Origin of the sequence: Sphingobium vermicomposti, assembly GCF_011762025.1 — a bacterium.
Lineage (GTDB): Bacteria > Pseudomonadota > Alphaproteobacteria > Sphingomonadales > Sphingomonadaceae > Sphingobium > Sphingobium vermicomposti.
Genome location: NZ_JAASQR010000003.1, coordinates 255,367 through 271,988, shown reverse-complemented (window position 1 = coordinate 271,988; position 16,622 = coordinate 255,367). Strand labels below are relative to the sequence as shown.

The following is a 16,622-nucleotide window of genomic DNA, read 5'->3' as shown; positions in this document are numbered from 1 at the left end:
CAAGGCGGATGTGCAGTCAGCGGGCGGGTGACGGGCAGAAATCGAGTTCTGCGGGGGCTTTGCCCGCTGGATCGACGCAGCGACCCCAGGCGACCCGGTCGCCCTGTGCAATGCCAAGTTCCGCCGCCCGCCCGCCGCGCAGTTCCAGCACGGCGGCGACGGGAACCCCGGCGGATACGGGATCGCGCGAATAGGGCGTCGTGCTGGCGGCGATGAAGGCGATGGTCCCGTCGGTGCGGATGAACAGCATGTCGAGCGGGATCAGCGTGTTCTTCATCCAGAAGCTGGCGGTGCGCGGCGGGTTCATGGGAAAGAGCATGCCGCCATCGGGAGCGAGCGATTTGCGGAACATGAGGCCCTGTGCCTGCTGCTGCGGAGTGAGGGCGGCTTCGACGGCGAAGCGGTGCGTCCCCTTTGCCGTGGTGATGGCAAGGGGGAGGAGGGTTTCCTGCTGCGTCGCGGGGGCGGTGGCCTTTTCCCCCTTGGGCGCGGTGGGATAGCAGGCCGCGAGCAGGGCGATGAGGAGGAGGGGGATGATCCGCATATGATGGCTACTCTGTCGGCAAGGTGGGCGTGTGGGGTCGATCATGATTCCGAAGGGTCGGGCGGTTCGCCCGGCGGGGCGTCGGTCCAGCGGCGGGCGGTGTCGTAGCTGTGGCCGGCGCGGATGAAGGCGGCAATCGCCTTTTCGCGCTGTTTGGGGTCGGGCTGCGCCTGGGCATAGGGGCCAATGCGCTTGCGGCGGGCGAAGCGGTCGGCGGCGGTCCAGCTGTCATTCTGGGTTTGAGTGTCGGCTTCCGCGCGGTCGGATTCGGCGATTCCGTCGGCGCGCAGGGTTTGCGCGACGCGCCGCGCGCCATAGCCCCGGCGGGACAGGGCGGCGCTTTTCATGGTGGCATAGCTGCTGTCATCGACATAGCGCAGCTCGCAAAGCCGTTCGACCAGACCGGCGGGATCGGGCGGAGCGGCCCCTTGCCAGCCGCGTTCCTGCAGCTTGCGGTTGATATAGGCGAGCAGTTTGGCCCGGCTGGTCGCGAAGCGCCCGACATAGCGGAGCGCCAGTTCACGCAGCCGGTCTTCATCGAGCGCGGACGGGGGGCGTTTGGTCGTCATCGGGCGATCATGCGTCAAGCGCCATCTTTATGCCACAGTAGGGCCGGAATTTGACCGCGCCTTATGCTGTAGAAGTCCACGCTGGAATGCAACTATCCGGTGCATTGCGATGTCAAAGATGATAGCGCGCGCCCGGATGACAAAATGAAGACATTGGGTGACGCCAATATGACGGGTTCGCAAAGCATGATGGCACCTACGCCTACGAATGACGCCCTTCCACGGCGCTTCTCCGATTTCGAGACTCTGGCGCAGGCGCTGGACTATGCTGCGCGTGGCGCGCGTGGTCTGAATTTCCATGACGCGCGGGGCAACCTGGCGCGGCCTTATCCCTTTGCCGAACTGCGCGAGGATGCGCTGGCCTGCGCTCATCGGTTGATCGCCCATGGCGTGAAGCCGCAGGATCGCGTGGCTCTGGTCGCCGAAACGGGCGCGGATTTCGCGCAGCTCTTTTTTGGCATTGTCTATGCGGGCGGCTGGCCTGTGCCGCTGCCGTTGCCGACCAGCTTTGGCGGCAAGGAAAGCTATATCGACCAGCTGAATGTCCAGCTGACCAGTTGCGATCCGATGCTGTTCCTGTTCCCCAAGGAATTGGAAGAGATGGCGGGCGAGTCCGGTCGCCAGCAGAAGGTCGAGAGTATCGCGTTCGAGGATTTCATCGCGCGTGAGGCCATTTCGTGCGATCTGCCGCAGGCGCGGGGCGATGAGGTTTGCTATCTGCAATATTCCAGCGGATCGACCCGTTTTCCCCATGGTGTCGCGGTGACGCACCATGCGCTGCTGAGCAACCTGGCCGCGCACAGCCATGGCATGGAACTGCAGGACAGCGACCGCTGCATCAGCTGGCTGCCATGGTATCATGACATGGGTCTGGTCGGATGTTTCCTGTCGATCGTCGCCAACCAGGTGTCGACCGATTACATGAAGACGGAGGATTTCGCCCGCCGTCCGCTGGCGTGGCTGGACCTGATCAGCCGCAATGAAGGCACGTCGATCAGCTATTCGCCGACATTCGGCTATGACATTTGCGCGCGGCGCATGTCGAGCCAGACCAAGGCGCAGGATCGGTTCGACCTGTCGCGCTGGCGGCTTGCGGGCAATGGCGCGGACATGATCCGCCCCGATGTGATGCAGAGCTTTGTCGACGCTTTTGCCGATGCGGGCTTTTCGCCCAAGGCGTTCCTGCCGAGCTATGGCTTGGCCGAAGCGACGCTGGCGGTCACCATCATGCCGCCGGGTGAAGGCATCATCGTCGAATTGGTCGAGGAAACGGACCTTTCGGGCGGCGACGCGACCGAGGGACGGCCGCATCGCTTCCGGTCCATCGTCAATTGCGGCAAGCCTGCCCGCGACATGGTCGTGGAGATCCGCGACGAGGATGGCGCGCCGCTGGGCGAACGGCAGATCGGCAAGGTGTGGACGACCGGTCCGTCGTTGATGGTCGGCTATTTCCGCGATCAGGAGGCTACCGACGCCTGCATGGTCGATGGTTGGCTGGACACGGGCGACATGGGCTATCTGAGCGATGGCTATCTGTACATCGTCGGTCGCGCCAAGGACATGATCATCATCAACGGCAAGAATCACTGGCCGCAGGACATTGAATGGGCGGTGGAGCAGTTGCCCGGCTTCAAGCAGGGCGACATTGCCGCCTTTGCGATCACCACGCCGGGTGGCGAGGAAGCGCCTGCCGTGCTGGTGCATTGCCGCACGTCCGACAATGACGAACGCACGCGGTTGCGCGACCAGATTCGCGAGCGGGTGCGGGCGATCACCGGGATGAATTGCGTTGTCGAACTGGTGCCGCCGCGCACATTGCCACGCACCAGTTCGGGCAAGTTGAGCCGGTCCAAGGCGCGTAACCTGTATCTGACGGGTGAGATCAGGCCTTACGACATCGCGGCGTGATTGGCTGACGGACAAACCATTCCTAAATTCCGTTCGCCCTGAGCCTGTCGAACGGCTCTACTTCTTCTTGAGAAGAAAAGGGCTTCGACAAGCTCAGCCCGAACGGGTTTAGGGCGGTTCTTACCCGCCGTTCTTCTGATGCTTTTGCACCTGTCGCTCGATCGTGGTCCATAGGCCCGCGAAGCTTTGTGCCGGGGGCGATGAGGCGGCGAAGGCACCGAGCGGCTTCCTTTTCACCGTCATCTGTTCGACCATGCTCGCCATCGGAATGGCGGGCCATCCGGGCTGATCCTCCAGCGCCTTGCGATGCAGGGCGCGGCGGCGGTCGACCATGGAATAGACGGGCATGATCGGCGCGTGCGATCCGCCCCGCTGGACAAGATAGCGCGCCACTTCGCCCATCGCGCGCTGCGACAGGGGGGAAGGGATCACCGGGATGACGACCATGTTGGTGGCGCGCAAAACCTGCTCGCTGGTTTCGGTCAGGCCCGGCGGACAATCCAGGATGATGCGGTCATAATCCTGGCCGAGGCTCTCAATCAGCTTGGCCAGCCTCTTTTTTTTATCCATTTCGCGGAAAAGATGGTCGAGGCTGCGCAGCGACGTATCAGCGGCGATCAGGTCTAGCCCCGGCACGGTGGACGGCTGGATCAGCTTTCGGACCTCAACATCCTTGCTGAAGATCGCCTGCGCGGCGTCGCGGCTTTGCCGGTCGGTAGAAATGAGCCAGCTTGCCGCGGCCTGTGGGTCCAAATCCCACAATAGCGTGCGCCGCCGGGAGATGGCCGCCGACGCCCAGGCGAGATTGATCGCGAAGGTGGTTTTGCCTACCCCGCCCTTGAGGCTGTAGACGGCGATGGTCGCCAATTCCGGTTCCTTTGCCATGGGGTGAAAGCTAGGGCTTTGACCTGTCAAAGCAAGCGGACAATCATGGCAATGTTACATGGGTGTGACTGGTCGGCGCGACTTGGCCCATTCAGGCATGATTGCGCTTGTGCTCCTGCGCAGGCAGGAGCCTAGTCCGAAGGTTCGTGACCAGTGATAAAGGGCGGGACTGGGTTCCTGCCTTCGCAGGAATACCGGGTAGGGGAGGCGCTGTCCCATCCTCGGCCCAGCCACTCCATGTTCCTGTTTGCACAGGAACATGGAGGTGCCTGGGTCAGGCGGCTGCGCGCCGTTCCTTCAGTTCTTCGTTCAGCATTTCGGCGAGCAGGAAAGCGAGTTCCAGGCTCTGCGCTGCGTTGAGGCGCGGGTCGCAATGGGTGTGGTAGCGATCCGCCAGCCCTTCATCGGTGATGGCAATCGCGCCGCCGGTGCATTCCGTCACATTCTGCCCGGTCATTTCGGCATGGATGCCACCGCCAAAGCTGCCCTCGGCCCGGTGGACGGCGAAGAAGCCGCGCACTTCGGCCAGGATGCGGTCGAAGGGCCGGGTCTTGTAGCCATTGGCCGCCTTGATGACATTGCCGTGCATCGGGTCGCACGACCAGACGACCGGATGACCTTCCTTGAGCACGGCGCGCACCAGCTTGGGCAGGCCAGCCTCAATCTTGTCATGGCCATAGCGGGTGATGAGCGTGATCCGGCCCGCTTCGCGCGTTGGGTTGAGGATGTCGAGCAGGCGGATCAGTGCGTCCGGCTCAAGGCTGGGGCCGCACTTCATGCCGATCGGATTGCCGATGCCGCGCAGATATTCGACATGCGACGACCCTTCGAATCGCGTGCGGTCACCGATCCAGAGCATGTGCGCCGACGTGTCATACCAGTCGCCGGTCAGCGAATCCTGCCGGGTCAGCGCCTGCTCATAGGGAAGCAACAGCGCTTCATGGCTGGTGTAGAAGCTGGTTCCACCCAGTTGGGGCACGGTGTCGGGCGACAGGCCGCAGGCGCGCATGAAATCGAGCGCCGCGCCAATCTGGTCGGCAACTGCGTCGAACTTTGCCGCGAGCGGGCTGCGGCCCATGAAATCCAGCATCCAGCCATGGACCCGATCCAGGCTGGCATAGCCGCCGGTAGAGAAGGCACGCAGCAGGTTGAGCGTCGCCGCCGACTGATTATAGGCGCGCACCATCCGCTCCGGGTCGGGCTCTCGCGATTCCGGCGTGAAGGCGATGTCGTTGACATTGTCACCGCGATAGCTGGGTAGTTCCACGCCACCGATCGTTTCCGTATCGGCCGAACGCGGCTTGGCGAACTGACCCGCCATGCGACCGACCTTCACGATCGGCAGCTTGGACGCGAAGGTCAGCACCACCGCCATTTGCAGCAGCACGCGGAACGTGTCGCGGATGTTGTTCGGGTGGAATTCGGCAAAGCTTTCGGCGCAGTCGCCGCCTTGCAGCAGGAACGCGTCGCCGGTCGTGACCTTGGCGAGTTCAGCCTTCAAGCTGCGCGCTTCGCCGGCAAAGACGAGCGGGGGAAACTGGCTGAGCTGTGCCTCTACAGCGCCCAGCGCCTGGGCATCCCGATAGACGGGCATCTGGATGCCCGTATGTTCGCGCCAGCTTTCCGGCGTCCACTTCGCCGCCACTTTGAATCTCCCAAAAGATATAAAAATAGGGGCCGCCCCTACGCCGATGAAGGGGCTAACGCAAGTTTATACCATATGGGGGAGGCGCAGTGGCATCGGGGGCAGCGCCGAACGATGATACAGATCACTTCTGGCAGGGATAATGGCCATTCAGGGCGACGCTGACCAGGACGGAGGCGGGTGCCTTGCGCTGGTCGGGATAGCGTTCGAGATAGGCGACGACGACGCGCTTGACTTCGCTCGCCTGCATCCGGTCAGGCCAGCAATTGGGTTGCGCCCGCCCGATGAACACATCCTTCTTGATCCCGTCCACCGCGCCGACAATGTAGGCGGTGCAGGCGAGCGCATATTCGGGGGCCTTGTTGCGGCATTTTTCCAATAAGGTCGCGCCCGTTTCAAACATGAAGGCCTGCGCGGCCACGGGGTGGGGAGTCAGAGTGCTGCCGAGCAAAAGCGACGCCGCCAGGATGGGTAATTTCATGGAATGGATGGTGCGCCTGACGGCCCGTCCTGTCCAGCCCGGCGAGCGCGCGCACAGCACGGTTGGGCCTATTGTGACGAAACCGTAACATTATGGTAAATAAGGAATTTACCCCAGGTTAGGGCGCCATTCCCAGCGCAGGGGGTCGCCGTCCATGACATCGACGCCCCGTTCGACCAGCGCGTCCCTGATCTCATCCGACAATGCGAAATTCCTGTCCGCGCGGGCGGCCTGACGCCGGTCCAGTTCGGCCTCCACAGCTTCGGGCGTCATCTGCGCATCTTTAGGGGTAAGGCGCAGGTCGGCGCGGCTGATGGTCAGCAGGTTCAGCCCCAGCGCCTGATCAAAAGCCGCGATCAGGCAGAGCTTTTCATCGACGGGCACCTTTTTGAGCGCAATCGCTTCTTCCAGCAGGGGCAGGGCGCGCGGGGTCATCAGGTCGTCGCTGATCGCCGCGTCAAACTGTTCCAGCAGGGGCGCGAGCTTTGGGTGCAGGTTTGCGCGCAGATAGTCGAGCCGGGGCGATTGCCATGTCACGCCTTCAGCGCGGCTTTTCAGCCCCTCCACGGCCATGATCAGCCGTTTGAGCCGGGTCAGGGCCGCGCCGACGCTTTCGGCGCTGAATTCCAGTTCGCTGCGATAATGCGCGCCCAGGCACAGCAGGCGATAGGCGAGCGGGTGGACGCCCGCGTCGATCAGCGAAAAGAGGGTGGTGAAGCCGCCCTTCGACTTGCTCATCTTCCCCTGACGATCCACCAGAAAGTTGTTGTGCATCCACCAGCGCGCGCCGGTGAATCCGGGCTGGGCATCGGTGCAGCCGCAATAGGCCTGGTTCTGGGCGATTTCGTTGGGGTGATGGATTTCGCGATGGTCGATGCCGCCGGTGTGGATGTCGAACGGATGGCCAAGCCGCGCCTGGCTCATCACCGAACATTCAAGGTGCCAGCCGGGCGCGCCCTTGCCCCACGGGGAATCCCATTCCATCTGGCGCTGTTCGCCGGGCGGGGATTTGCGCCAGATGGCGAAGTCGGACGGATTGCGCTTTCCCGCGACCGGGTCGATCCGGGCATGGGCAGCATCGTCCCGCCCGCCAGCCAGAGCGCCATAGTCGGGCACGGTGCTGCTGTCGAAATAGAGGCCGCTGTCCAGTTCATAGCAATGGTCGGGCGCGATCTTCTTCGCAAATTCGATCATCTGCGGCACATAGTCGGTCGCGACCGTCCACTCGCTGGGCGGCAGGATGTTGAGGTCGGCGATATTCTGTTTGAACGCCTGCGTATAATGGGCCGCTATGTCCCAGATGCTTTTGGCCTGGGCGCGGGCTGCTGCTTCCATCTTGTCATCGCCTGCGTCGGCGTCGCTGGTCAGATGGCCGACATCGGTGATGTTGATGATGTGGGTGACGTCCATCCCCTTCCACAACAAGGTGCGGCGCAGCGTGTCGGTGAACACATAGGCGCGCAGATTGCCCAGATGGGCATAGTTGTAGACGGTCGGGCCGCAACTGTAGACGCGGGTGTGGTTCGGGTCGATCGGGGCGAACGGATCGACCGTGCGCGTCAGGCTGTTGAAGAGGCGCAGGGGCGCGCTCACATGCTGCTCGTCTGGGGTGAACTGGTCGCTCATGAGGCGCAGCCATGGGGCGGTTCAGGGCGGGCGTCAACTGGTGAGCGGAAAGGCTTGGTCTGTCGTGCCGCTGTGTAACAAATTGTTGCTGCCCCCTCGTTCCCTTGCGCCCGCGCGCTTCTCTACCGATATTGCTTCTGCGGGCCGGGCCCCTCTGGCGGTTGGATTTTCATCCAGCCGCGATGTCGGACCGCATCGAGTGCGCTCGGTGCAGGTTCGTGGGGCTAAACCCCCTCTAGCCTTGCGAAGACCGCGCCGGGCCACTCGATCCACATGATGATTTTGAAGGATGGAGTTTTAACGCCGTGAACAATCCCGTTCGTACACCGAATTATGGGACGACGCAGGCGGCGCAATATGACGCCGGGCTGCGCAGTCATATGCTGGGCGTATTTCGCAACATGGGTATCGGCCTGGTCATCACCGGGCTGGTTGCCGCTTTCATCGGCAACACGCCGGTGCTGGCCGCCGCGATTTTCGGAACGCCGCTGAAATGGGTCGCGATTTTCGCGCCTCTCGCCTTCGTCTTTTTCTTCAGCTTTCGCATTGAAAAGATGACAACCGCAGGCGCGCGCATGGCTTTTTGGGCCTTTTCCGCCGTGATGGGCGTGTCGCTGGCCAGCATCTTCCTGGTGTTCACAGGGGCCAGCATCGCGCAGGCTTTCTTTTCGGCTGCGGTGATGTTCCTGGCGATGGCGCTGTGGGGTTATACGACCGGGCGTGACCTGACGAAGATGGGTTCGTTCCTGATCATGGGCCTGATCGGCATATTGGTGGCGATGGTCGTCAATATCTTCATCGGATCGTCGGCGTTGCAGATGGTCATTTCTATCCTGGGCGTCGTGATCTTCACCGGCCTGACCGCCTGGGATACACAGCGCATCAAGTCGGAATATTTCGCCTATGCGGGCCATGAGATGGCGCAGAAGATGCAGGTCATGGGCGCGCTGTCGCTGTACCTGAACTTCGTGAACCTGTTCCAGATGCTGCTGCACCTGACGGGCGAACGGGAATAATGATGCGCACGTCAGAGGCCGTGTCGGCCATGCTCTGCCCGGTTTGTCATGTGGGACTTTCCATGACGGACCGGCAGGGGGTGGAGATCGACTTTTGCCCGCAATGCCGGGGCGTATGGCTGGATCGGGGCGAGCTCGACAAGATTATCGAGCGATCCGCTTCGGTCGCGACCACCCCGCCCCAGCCCCAGCAGCCCCATTATCGCCCGGATCGTGACTATCGCGATGATGGCCGCTATTATCAGAAGAAGCGGAAGAAGAGCTTCCTGGAGGAGCTGTTCGATTAAGAGGGGACGGCCATGGCGCCGTCCCTTTTTCCTTGGCGCTGCGGAAAGGGTCTGGGGCTGGCCCTTGCCTCCCGCGATTGATCCTTTAGAGCTTTCGCCAGGTTCCATTTAGCGATCAGGGTTTCATGTCGACACGTAACGCATATAATGTCGAGGTCACACCCGTCATCCTGGCTGGCGGGTCGGGCACCCGGCTATGGCCATTGTCGCGCAAATCCTATCCCAAGCAGTTCGTGCCCTTGTTGGGCGATACCACGCTGTTCCAGTCGGTGGCGCGCCGCCTGTCAGGCGGGGGCGAGCAATTTTCCTTCGCCCGACCGCTGATCCTCGCCAATTCGCTGTTCCGCTTCATCATCGCTGAGCAGCTGGCGAAGGAGAATATCGACCCGCAGGCCATCCTGATCGAACCGGAAGGGCGCAACACCGCGCCCGCCATTTTGGCGGCGGCGCTGCATCTGGTCGCCAGCAAGCCCGACGCCATCATGCTGGTCGCGCCATCGGACCATGTCGTGCCGGACGTAGCCGCTTTCCATCAGGCGGTGGAAAAGGGGCTGGTCGCGGCAGAGGCAGGCGACCTCGTCACCTTCGGCATCAGCCCGACGCGACCGGAAACCGGCTATGGCTATCTGGAGGCGCAGAGCAGGCCGGACGGTTCGGGCGAACCGATCAAGTTGGCCAGCTTCGTCGAAAAGCCCAATGCCGCGCGCGCGGAGGAGATGCTGGCGACGGGCAATTATCTTTGGAATGCGGGCATCTTCCTGTTTGCCGCGAAGGACCTGATTGCAGCGTTCGAACAGCACGCTCCCGCCATATTATCGGCGGTGCGGGCGGCGGTCGAGCAGGCGGAAAGCGACCTAGGCTTCCTGCGGCTGGCGGCGGAGCCATGGAGCGAGGCGGAAAGCGTCGCCATCGACTATGCGATCATGGAGCGGGCGGACAATCTGTCGGTCGTTCCGTTCGATGCGGAATGGTCGGATCTGGGCGGGTGGGACGCGGTGTGGAGCCATTCGCGGCCTGACGAAAATGGCGTGGCCTTGTCCGGGGCGGCGACCGCGCTGGATTGCCGTGACACGCTGCTAAGGTCGGAGAGCGATGGGCTGGAGATTGTCGGTCTAGGCCTCGACAATATCGTCGCGGTGGCGATGAACGACGCTGTGCTGATCGCGGACAAGTCGCGCACGCAGGATGTGAAGCTGGTCGTGGAGGCATTGCAGCGCAAGGGCGCGCCGCAGGCTGAGGCTTTTCCCAAGGATCACCGGCCCTGGGGCTGGTATGAAAGCCTGGTGGTTGGGCCGCGATTCCAGGTGAAGCGGATCACCGTGCTGCCCGGCGCGTCACTGAGCCTGCAAAGCCATTTCCATCGGTCAGAACATTGGATCGTGGTCGAAGGGACGGCGAAGGTGACGGTCGGTGACGACGTTCAGCTGCTGTCGGAAAACCAATCCGTCTATGTTCCGGTGGGGGCGATGCACCGGATGGAAAATCCGGGGCGCATTCCGATGGTCTTCATCGAAGTGCAAACCGGGTCCTATGTGGGGGAGGATGATATCGTCCGCTATGAGGATCGCTACGCGCGCAAGTGACGGTTGCCGGTTAATGCGCTGCGCCCCAGCTGATGCCGTGGCCAATCTCCACGCCTAGCGGCACGCTGAGCTTCACGATCGGTTCGGCGGCGGTTTCCATGACGTGGCGGATGACGGGGGTGGCCCGTTCCACGTCGCCTTCGGGCAGTTCGAAGACCAGTTCGTCATGAACCTGGAGCAGCATTTTCACTTCATGCAGCCCCTGCGCCGCCAGCGCCGGTCCCATGCGGGCCATGGCGCGTTTGATGATGTCGGCGCTGGTTCCCTGGATCGGGGCGTTGATTGCGGCGCGTTCGGCCCCTTGGCGTTCGTGCTGGATCGGGGCCTTGATGCGCGGGAACCAGGTCTTTCGGCCGAACAGGGTTTCGGTATAGCCCTGCGACCGGGCCTTTTCGATGGTTTCGGTGATATAGAGGCTGATGCCGGGGAAGCGTTCATAATAGCGGCTGATCATGTCCTGCGCTTCGTCGGCGCTGATTTCCAGCCGTCCGGCAAGGCCCCAGCGGGAAATGCCGTAAAGGATGGCGAAGTTGATCGTCTTGGCCCGCCCGCGCGTGTCGCGATTGACTTCGCCGAATAGCTGCTGGGCCGTGGCGGCGTGAATATCCTCGCCATTGGCGAAGGCCTGTTTGAGGGCGGGCACGTCGGCCATATGCGCGGCAAGGCGCAGTTCGATCTGGCTATAGTCCGCGGCGAGGATGACGTTGCCCGGTTCCGCGACGAAGGCGTGACGGATCTGGCGGCCAAGTTCGGTACGGATCGGGATATTCTGAAGGTTGGGGTCGGTGGAGGACAGGCGGCCCGTCTGTGCGCCGGACAGCGAGTAGCTGGTGTGGACGCGGCTGCTGTCCCGGTTGATCTGTGCCTGGAGCGCGTCGGTATAGGTGGATTTCAGCTTCGAAAGCTGGCGCCAGTCGAGGATCTTGCCCGCAATCTCTGCGCCCTGGACCTTGAGCTGTTCGAGGATGGTGACGTCGGTCGAGTAAGCACCCGACTTGCCTTTCTTGCCGCCCTTATACCCCATTTTGTCGAACAGGATCGCGCCCAGTTGCTGGGTTGAACCGATGGCGAAGGGCTGACCGGCCAATCCATGAATTTCGGTTTCCAGCGCGGCGATGCCAGCAGTAAATTCGGCGGACAGGCGGGACAGGGCCTCGCGATCCACCTTGATGCCTTCATGCTCCATCCGGGCGATGACAGCGACGAGCGGGCGGTCGACCAGTTCATAGACGCGGGTTGCGCCTTCGTTGGCGATGCGGCTTTTGAACAGTTTCCACAGGCGCAGCGTGACGTCCGCATCCTCGGCGGCATATTCGGTCGCCTTGTCGAGCGGGACTTCGGCGAAGCTGATCTGGTTCTTGCCGGACCCGCACACATCCTTGAAGCTGATGCAGATGTGGTTGAGATGGGTCTTTGCCGCCTCATCCATGCCGTGACCGGACAGGCTCTGCCCGGCGTCGAGGTCGAAGCTCATGACGATGGTGTCGTCGTAGGGCGCGATTTCGATGCCGTGGCGACGCATAACCGTCAGGTCATATTTGAGATTCTGGCCGATCTTGAGGACGCTGTCGTCTTCGAGCAGGGATTTGAGTTTCGCGAGGACGAGGGCGAGCGGGAGCTGTTCAGGCTTTTCCGCGAACATGTCTTTCCCGCCATGGCCGACGGGGATGTAACAGGCGGCGTTTGACCCGACGGCGAGGCTGATGCCCACCAGTGCGCAGGATACGCAGTCGAGCATGTCCGTTTCGGTATCGACGGCGACCTGCCCTTCGGCATGGGCGGCGGCGATCCAGCGATCGAGGGCATCTTCCGTCACCACCGTTTCGTAGAGGCTGCGGTCTATCGGGGGTTCTTCCTCCAGTACCGGCGCGGGGGGCGATGCGGCCTGGGTCACGGCGGCTGCGGCGGTCGCAATGGCGACGGCAGCAGCAGGCGCGCCAAGGCGGGTCAGCAGCGACTTGAAGCCATGATGCTCCAGGAAATTCTGGAGCGGTTCGGGCGGGATGCCCTTGAGCGTCAGGTCGTCCAGCGGTTCGGGCAGGTCCATCGCGTCATGCAGCGCGACCAGGCGGCGCGACAGGCGCGCCATGTCGGCATGGGCGATGAGGTTTTCCTGCATCTTCGACTTCTTCATCGAAGGCGCGGCCTCAAGCGCCGCTTCCAATCCGCCATATTCGCTGATCAGCTTGGCGGCGGTCTTGGGGCCGATGCCGGGGATGCCGGGGACGTTGTCGACGCTGTCGCCCATCAGCGCGAGGACGTCGCCCAATTGCTCCGGCTGGACGCCGAATTTGGTCATGACATAGTCCGCGCCGCGCCGTTCATTCTTCATCGTGTCGTACATGTCGACGCCGGGCTGAATGAGCTGCATCAGATCCTTGTCGGAGCTGACGATCGTGACGTGCCAGCCCGCTGCGACGGCGGCTTTCGTGTAGCTGGCGATGATGTCGTCGGCCTCAAAACCCGCTTCCTCGATGCAGGGGAGGGAGAAGGCGCGGGTCGCGTCGCGGATCATCGGGAATTGGGGGACCAGGTCTTCCGGCGCGGGCGGGCGGTTCGCCTTATACTGGTCGTACATGTCGTTGCGGAAGGTGTGGCTGCCCTTGTCCAGCACCACCGCGAGATGGGTTGGCCCTTCCGCCTTGCCCAGTTCCTCGGCCAGCTTCCAGAGCATGGTAGTGTAGCCATAGACCGCGCCTACGGGCTGGCCATGTTTGTTGGTGAGCGGCGGAAGCTGGTGATAGGCGCGGAAGATATAGCCGCTGCCGTCGACGAGGTAGAGGTGATTCTGGGCCATGGGCGCAGGGGATAGCGGGTAATGCTGGGTGGCTCCAGTGGGGTTGGTTGAGATCGCTGTCGCTATGGTGGCCTGCTCTGTTCTGAGGGGCAGATGAAAATAGGAGCTGCTTTTGCGGACTGGCGAACGGAGTGACGAAAAATGGCGGTTTTCCGCCGAAGTTCACACCATATGCGCGCGCGAGCCTGAGCGCGCGTGTGCGCGAGGGCGCATGTGCTGGACGTTTCAAAGACGAATCGAGGATAAGCGCGCCGATGCGGAATAGGACAGGCTGAAATCGCGCTGTGTTGGAGAAATAGGATGGTTTTTGGAGATGGTGTGGCAATCGGGGCACGGTGAATTCAGGGGCGCGGAGAGCATGCCGGCTCGGCAAATTGTTCGTTCATCATCCAGCGAAAGCTGGGACCTCATAGGAGAAACCGAATGCCGTGACATCGCCCGCTGGCATGACAGAAAGAGGCGTCAGGTAACGACCATTTGTTGCCTTTTAAGAGCGTCGCCTGTCCAATCAAATTGCGGACAGGCCGGAGTGTTTGCTAATCGGCGGTCCTCATGCGAACTCGATGAAAGATGAAGTGGGAAGATGCGTAAATTCGTTTGTCTTATATTGGCGCTGGCGGCTCATTCAGTGGCAACCGCAGAGGAATATATACCCCCATATCAAGAAAAGTCCGGAATGATGGGTATTGGGTACAAAGAGAATATTCGGAAGGACGGTAGTTGGGCAATCTATGCCAGCTATCCAGGCAGAGAGCCGTATACTGCTCTTAATGTAGCCATGTATAGAGCCGCGGAACTATCCCAGAAGGCCGGGAAACCATATGTGCAAATTCTTGGGGGCGGCGGCAGTGCTAGCTACGGCGCGGCCAAGAGTTGGGTCTATGCGCGAGCGAGTGATAGTCCGTCAGCGCCAGAGGACTGTGAGATGAAGCGATGCTACACAGCAGATGTAGCGAAACTTCTAGAAGCGCTTGGGGGTGCTGACGGTAAACAGCCAGGCGTGCCGAAGCCAACTATCGACGAGCATGGTCGAACCGTAACGACTTTCGGTTTCGGCGTTGGAGCGATAGCATGGGCAGATCGAAAGAAAGCGAACTGAAGCTGACGCCTTAGTCGCGTACGATCTCATCCAATCCACGTCCGCTTCTTATCATGCATCGTCCAAAAGGGGATTGTCCGCTCCCCACCCATCCAAGCCGTTCGGCATAAGGAACGACAGGCGTGGAAGTTTGCGCGAGTTCTAAGATTCACAGGCGTTGCGCAGGCCCACCCCCGGCCCCTACCGCTTGCGGGAGGGGAGGAGGAGGTTGATTAGAGGACTTCGTTTGCCCGTTCAGGCGGACGGGCGATTACGGTGCCCTTGTTGGTGATGACGATGGCGCGTTCGATCAGGATCGGGTGCTGTGCCATGGCGTCGAGGACGGCCTTGTCATCCGTCACGTCGAGGCAGAGTTCCTTGACCACGCCCTCGCCCTTTCGGACGGCTTCGGAGGGGCGGACGCCTGCCTTCGCCAGCACCGTTTCGATTTCGGTGCGGCTGGGCGGGGTTTTCAGATATTCGACCACCTCGACCTCGACCCCCGGCGTGGCTTCGAGGATCGCGAGCGCGGCCCGCGATTTCGAGCAGCGGGGGTTGTGCCAGATGGTCGCCTTCATCGTTCCTGCCCTTATCGAGTCCGTTCGACGGGGTTACCCGGCTGGTATATTTCGACTTCCATATTGGAGAAAAAATATTTGAAGTTCCAATAGGCGTAATAGGGCAACGCGAGACCCAGGGTTATCAGGCACAGCAAAATAAGACCGAGGGACATGATGAAATATTCCAGGAAATGACCTGTGAAGACGATCTTGCCCTTTTGCATGTGCACTCCCCCATTACTCAAACGTTATAGACGGCGCGCAAAGCCCCCTTGGCGCGCCGTCGCAGTCAATCCTCGCGCGCCAACCACTCTTCCAGCCACTTGATCGTATAGTCGCCGTTGAGGAAGTCGGGGTCGGTCAGCAGCTTTTGGTGGAGCGGGATCGTGGTTTTCATGCCTTCGATCACATATTCCTCCAGCGCGCGCTTGAGGCGCATGATGCAGCCTTCGCGGGTGCGGCCATAGACGATCAACTTGCCGATCATGCTGTCATAATAAGGCGGCACCCGATAGCCCTGGTACAGGCCGCTATCGACGCGGACATGCATGCCGCCCGGCACATGATAGCTGGTGACGGTGCCCGGCGACGGCGCGAAGGTGCGCGGGTCTTCGGCGTTGATGCGGCATTCGATGGCGTGGCCGGTAAACTCGATATCCTGTTGCTGGACCGAGAGCGGCTTGCCTTCTGCCACGCGGATCTGTTCGCGGACGAGGTCGAGGCCGGTGATCATTTCCGTCACCGGATGTTCCACCTGAAGCCGGGTGTTCATTTCGATGAAATAAAACTCGCCGTCTTCCCACAGGAATTCGATCGTGCCCGCGCCGCGATAGGCCATGTCGGCCATCGCCTTGCGCACGACTTCGCCCATGCGGTCGCGTTCGGCGGAGGAGAGGACCGGGGAGGGCGCTTCTTCCAGCACTTTCTGGTGGCGGCGCTGGAGCGAGCAGTCGCGCTCGCCAAGGTGGATCGCGTTGCCGTTGCCGTCGCCGAAGACCTGGAATTCGATATGCCGGGGGTTGCCCAGATATTTTTCCATGTAGACGGTGTCGTCGCCGAACGCGGCCTTGGCTTCGCTGCCCGCCTGCTTCATCGAGGTTTCGAGCAGGTCTTCGGACGGCACGACCTTCATGCCGCGACCGCCGCCGCCTGATGCCGCCTTGATGAGGACGGGGTAGCCGATCTTCGCGGCGACCGCCTTCGCTTCCTCGACGCTGGAGAGCGCGCCATCAGAGCCGGGGACGAGCGGCAGGCCAAGCGCGCCAGCGGTGCGCTTTGCCTCCACCTTGTCGCCCATGATGCGGATATGTTCGGGCTTGGGGCCGACGAAGGCGAGGTTATGCGCCTCCACAATCTCAGCAAACTGGGCGTTTTCCGACAGGAAGCCATAGCCGGGATGGATCGCGTCCGCGCCGGAGATTTCGGCGGCGGAAATGATCGCGGCGATGTTGAGATAGCTGTCCCTGGCCGCAGGCGGCCCGATGCAGATCGCTTCGTCGGCAAGGCGCACATGCATGGCGTCGGCGTCGGCGGTGGAGTGAACCGCCACCGTCTTGATGCCCATTTCATGGCAGGCGCGGTGGATGCGCAGGGCGATTTCGCCCCGGTTCGCGATCAGCAGCTTTTCAATGGCCATAAGATAT

At 62.0% G+C, this 16,622-nt stretch carries 14 protein-coding genes; 4 read left to right on the top strand and 10 right to left on the bottom strand.

Annotation, left to right across the window (positions count from 1 at the left end; genetic code table 11):
• Nucleotides 1-16: 16 nt before the first annotated feature.
• Together FHS54_RS10965 and FHS54_RS10960 are read right to left on the bottom strand one after the other, a co-directional pair.
• Complete coding sequence (locus FHS54_RS10965) at nt 17-544, bottom strand: DUF192 domain-containing protein (RefSeq protein ID WP_167303856.1); 528 nt, start codon at nt 542-544, stop codon at nt 17-19.
• Nucleotides 545-585: 41 nt separating this feature from the next.
• The gene (locus FHS54_RS10960) at nt 586-1,113 is read right to left on the bottom strand and encodes a regulatory protein RecX (RefSeq protein WP_167303855.1); all 528 of its coding nucleotides are present in this window, start codon (nt 1,111-1,113) and stop codon (nt 586-588) included.
• A gap of 144 nt (nt 1,114-1,257) precedes the next feature.
• Here FHS54_RS10960 and FHS54_RS10955 point away from each other — a divergent pair, with 144 nt between their 5' ends.
• The gene (locus FHS54_RS10955; protein WP_243855734.1) at nt 1,258-3,021 is read left to right on the top strand and encodes a fatty acyl-AMP ligase; all 1,764 of its coding nucleotides are present in this window, start codon (nt 1,258-1,260) and stop codon (nt 3,019-3,021) included.
• A 120-nt stretch (nt 3,022-3,141) separates the two neighbouring features.
• Here the strand turns inward: FHS54_RS10955 and FHS54_RS10950 are convergent, their stop codons facing one another.
• The 4 genes from FHS54_RS10950 to cysS form a co-directional block, all read right to left on the bottom strand.
• Nucleotides 3,142-3,906 (bottom strand): ParA family protein, encoded by a 765-nt coding sequence (locus tag FHS54_RS10950; RefSeq protein WP_167303854.1) that lies wholly within the window; start codon nt 3,904-3,906, stop codon nt 3,142-3,144.
• Nucleotides 3,907-4,180: 274 nt separating this feature from the next.
• A complete protein-coding gene (locus tag FHS54_RS10945; protein ID WP_167303853.1) occupies nt 4,181-5,551 on the bottom strand; it encodes a class II 3-deoxy-7-phosphoheptulonate synthase in 1,371 nt (456 codons plus the stop codon).
• A gap of 124 nt (nt 5,552-5,675) precedes the next feature.
• A complete protein-coding gene (locus FHS54_RS10940; RefSeq protein WP_167303852.1) occupies nt 5,676-6,032 on the bottom strand; it encodes a Rap1a/Tai family immunity protein in 357 nt (118 codons plus the stop codon).
• Nucleotides 6,033-6,140: 108 nt separating this feature from the next.
• Nucleotides 6,141-7,658: a cysteine--tRNA ligase gene (gene cysS, locus FHS54_RS10935; RefSeq protein ID WP_167303851.1), complete on the bottom strand. Its 1,518-nt coding sequence runs from the start codon at nt 7,656-7,658 to the stop codon at nt 6,141-6,143.
• A 305-nt stretch (nt 7,659-7,963) separates the two neighbouring features.
• Here cysS and FHS54_RS10930 point away from each other — a divergent pair, with 305 nt between their 5' ends.
• The 3 genes from FHS54_RS10930 (at nt 7,964) to FHS54_RS10920 (ending at nt 10,544) form a co-directional block, all read left to right on the top strand.
• Entirely contained in the window at nt 7,964-8,674 is a 711-nt protein-coding gene (locus FHS54_RS10930; RefSeq protein WP_167303850.1) for a Bax inhibitor-1 family protein, read from the top strand.
• 2 nt (nt 8,675-8,676) lie between these two features.
• Nucleotides 8,677-8,961 carry a TFIIB-type zinc ribbon-containing protein gene (locus FHS54_RS10925; protein WP_167304409.1) on the top strand — a complete coding sequence of 95 codons (285 nt, stop codon included), beginning with the start codon at nt 8,677-8,679 and terminating at the stop codon, nt 8,959-8,961.
• 125 nt (nt 8,962-9,086) lie between these two features.
• A complete protein-coding gene (locus FHS54_RS10920; RefSeq protein ID WP_167303849.1) occupies nt 9,087-10,544 on the top strand; it encodes a mannose-1-phosphate guanylyltransferase/mannose-6-phosphate isomerase in 1,458 nt (485 codons plus the stop codon).
• 10 nt (nt 10,545-10,554) lie between these two features.
• Here FHS54_RS10920 and polA read toward each other — a convergent pair whose 3' ends face one another.
• The 4 genes from polA to accC form a co-directional block, all read right to left on the bottom strand.
• Nucleotides 10,555-13,341, bottom strand: coding sequence for a DNA polymerase I (polA, locus tag FHS54_RS10915; protein WP_167303848.1), 2,787 nt, complete (start codon nt 13,339-13,341; stop codon nt 10,555-10,557).
• A gap of 1,311 nt (nt 13,342-14,652) precedes the next feature.
• Nucleotides 14,653-14,997, bottom strand: a complete 345-nt coding sequence (gene arsC / locus FHS54_RS10910) for an arsenate reductase (glutaredoxin) (protein WP_167303847.1) — start codon at nt 14,995-14,997, stop codon at nt 14,653-14,655.
• 11 nt (nt 14,998-15,008) lie between these two features.
• Nucleotides 15,009-15,203: a DUF898 domain-containing protein gene (locus FHS54_RS10905; protein ID WP_167303846.1), complete on the bottom strand. Its 195-nt coding sequence runs from the start codon at nt 15,201-15,203 to the stop codon at nt 15,009-15,011.
• A 65-nt stretch (nt 15,204-15,268) separates the two neighbouring features.
• Nucleotides 15,269-16,615, bottom strand: a complete 1,347-nt coding sequence (accC, locus tag FHS54_RS10900; RefSeq protein WP_167303845.1) for an acetyl-CoA carboxylase biotin carboxylase subunit — start codon at nt 16,613-16,615, stop codon at nt 15,269-15,271.
• Nucleotides 16,616-16,622: the final 7 nt, after the last annotated feature.

What these genes read in the sequence shown, in the direction of transcription:
- FHS54_RS10965 (WP_167303856.1), bottom strand. Translation starts at nt 544, where the DNA reads ATGCGGATCATCCCCCTCCTCCTCATCGCCCTGCTCGCGGCCTGCTAT.
- FHS54_RS10960 (WP_167303855.1), bottom strand. Translation starts at nt 1,113, where the DNA reads ATGACGACCAAACGCCCCCCGTCCGCGCTCGATGAAGACCGGCTGCGT.
- FHS54_RS10955 (WP_243855734.1), top strand. Translation starts at nt 1,258, where the DNA reads ATGAAGACATTGGGTGACGCCAATATGACGGGTTCGCAAAGCATGATG.
- FHS54_RS10950 (WP_167303854.1), bottom strand. Translation starts at nt 3,906, where the DNA reads ATGGCAAAGGAACCGGAATTGGCGACCATCGCCGTCTACAGCCTCAAG.
- FHS54_RS10940 (WP_167303852.1), bottom strand. Translation starts at nt 6,032, where the DNA reads ATGAAATTACCCATCCTGGCGGCGTCGCTTTTGCTCGGCAGCACTCTG.
- cysS (WP_167303851.1), bottom strand. Translation starts at nt 7,658, where the DNA reads ATGAGCGACCAGTTCACCCCAGACGAGCAGCATGTGAGCGCGCCCCTG.
- FHS54_RS10925 (WP_167304409.1), top strand. Translation starts at nt 8,677, where the DNA reads ATGCGCACGTCAGAGGCCGTGTCGGCCATGCTCTGCCCGGTTTGTCAT.
- FHS54_RS10920 (WP_167303849.1), top strand. Translation starts at nt 9,087, where the DNA reads ATGTCGACACGTAACGCATATAATGTCGAGGTCACACCCGTCATCCTG.
- polA (WP_167303848.1), bottom strand. Translation starts at nt 13,341, where the DNA reads ATGGCCCAGAATCACCTCTACCTCGTCGACGGCAGCGGCTATATCTTC.
- arsC (WP_167303847.1), bottom strand. Translation starts at nt 14,997, where the DNA reads ATGAAGGCGACCATCTGGCACAACCCCCGCTGCTCGAAATCGCGGGCC.
- FHS54_RS10905 (WP_167303846.1), bottom strand. Translation starts at nt 15,203, where the DNA reads ATGCAAAAGGGCAAGATCGTCTTCACAGGTCATTTCCTGGAATATTTC.
- accC (WP_167303845.1), bottom strand. Translation starts at nt 16,615, where the DNA reads ATGGCCATTGAAAAGCTGCTGATCGCGAACCGGGGCGAAATCGCCCTG.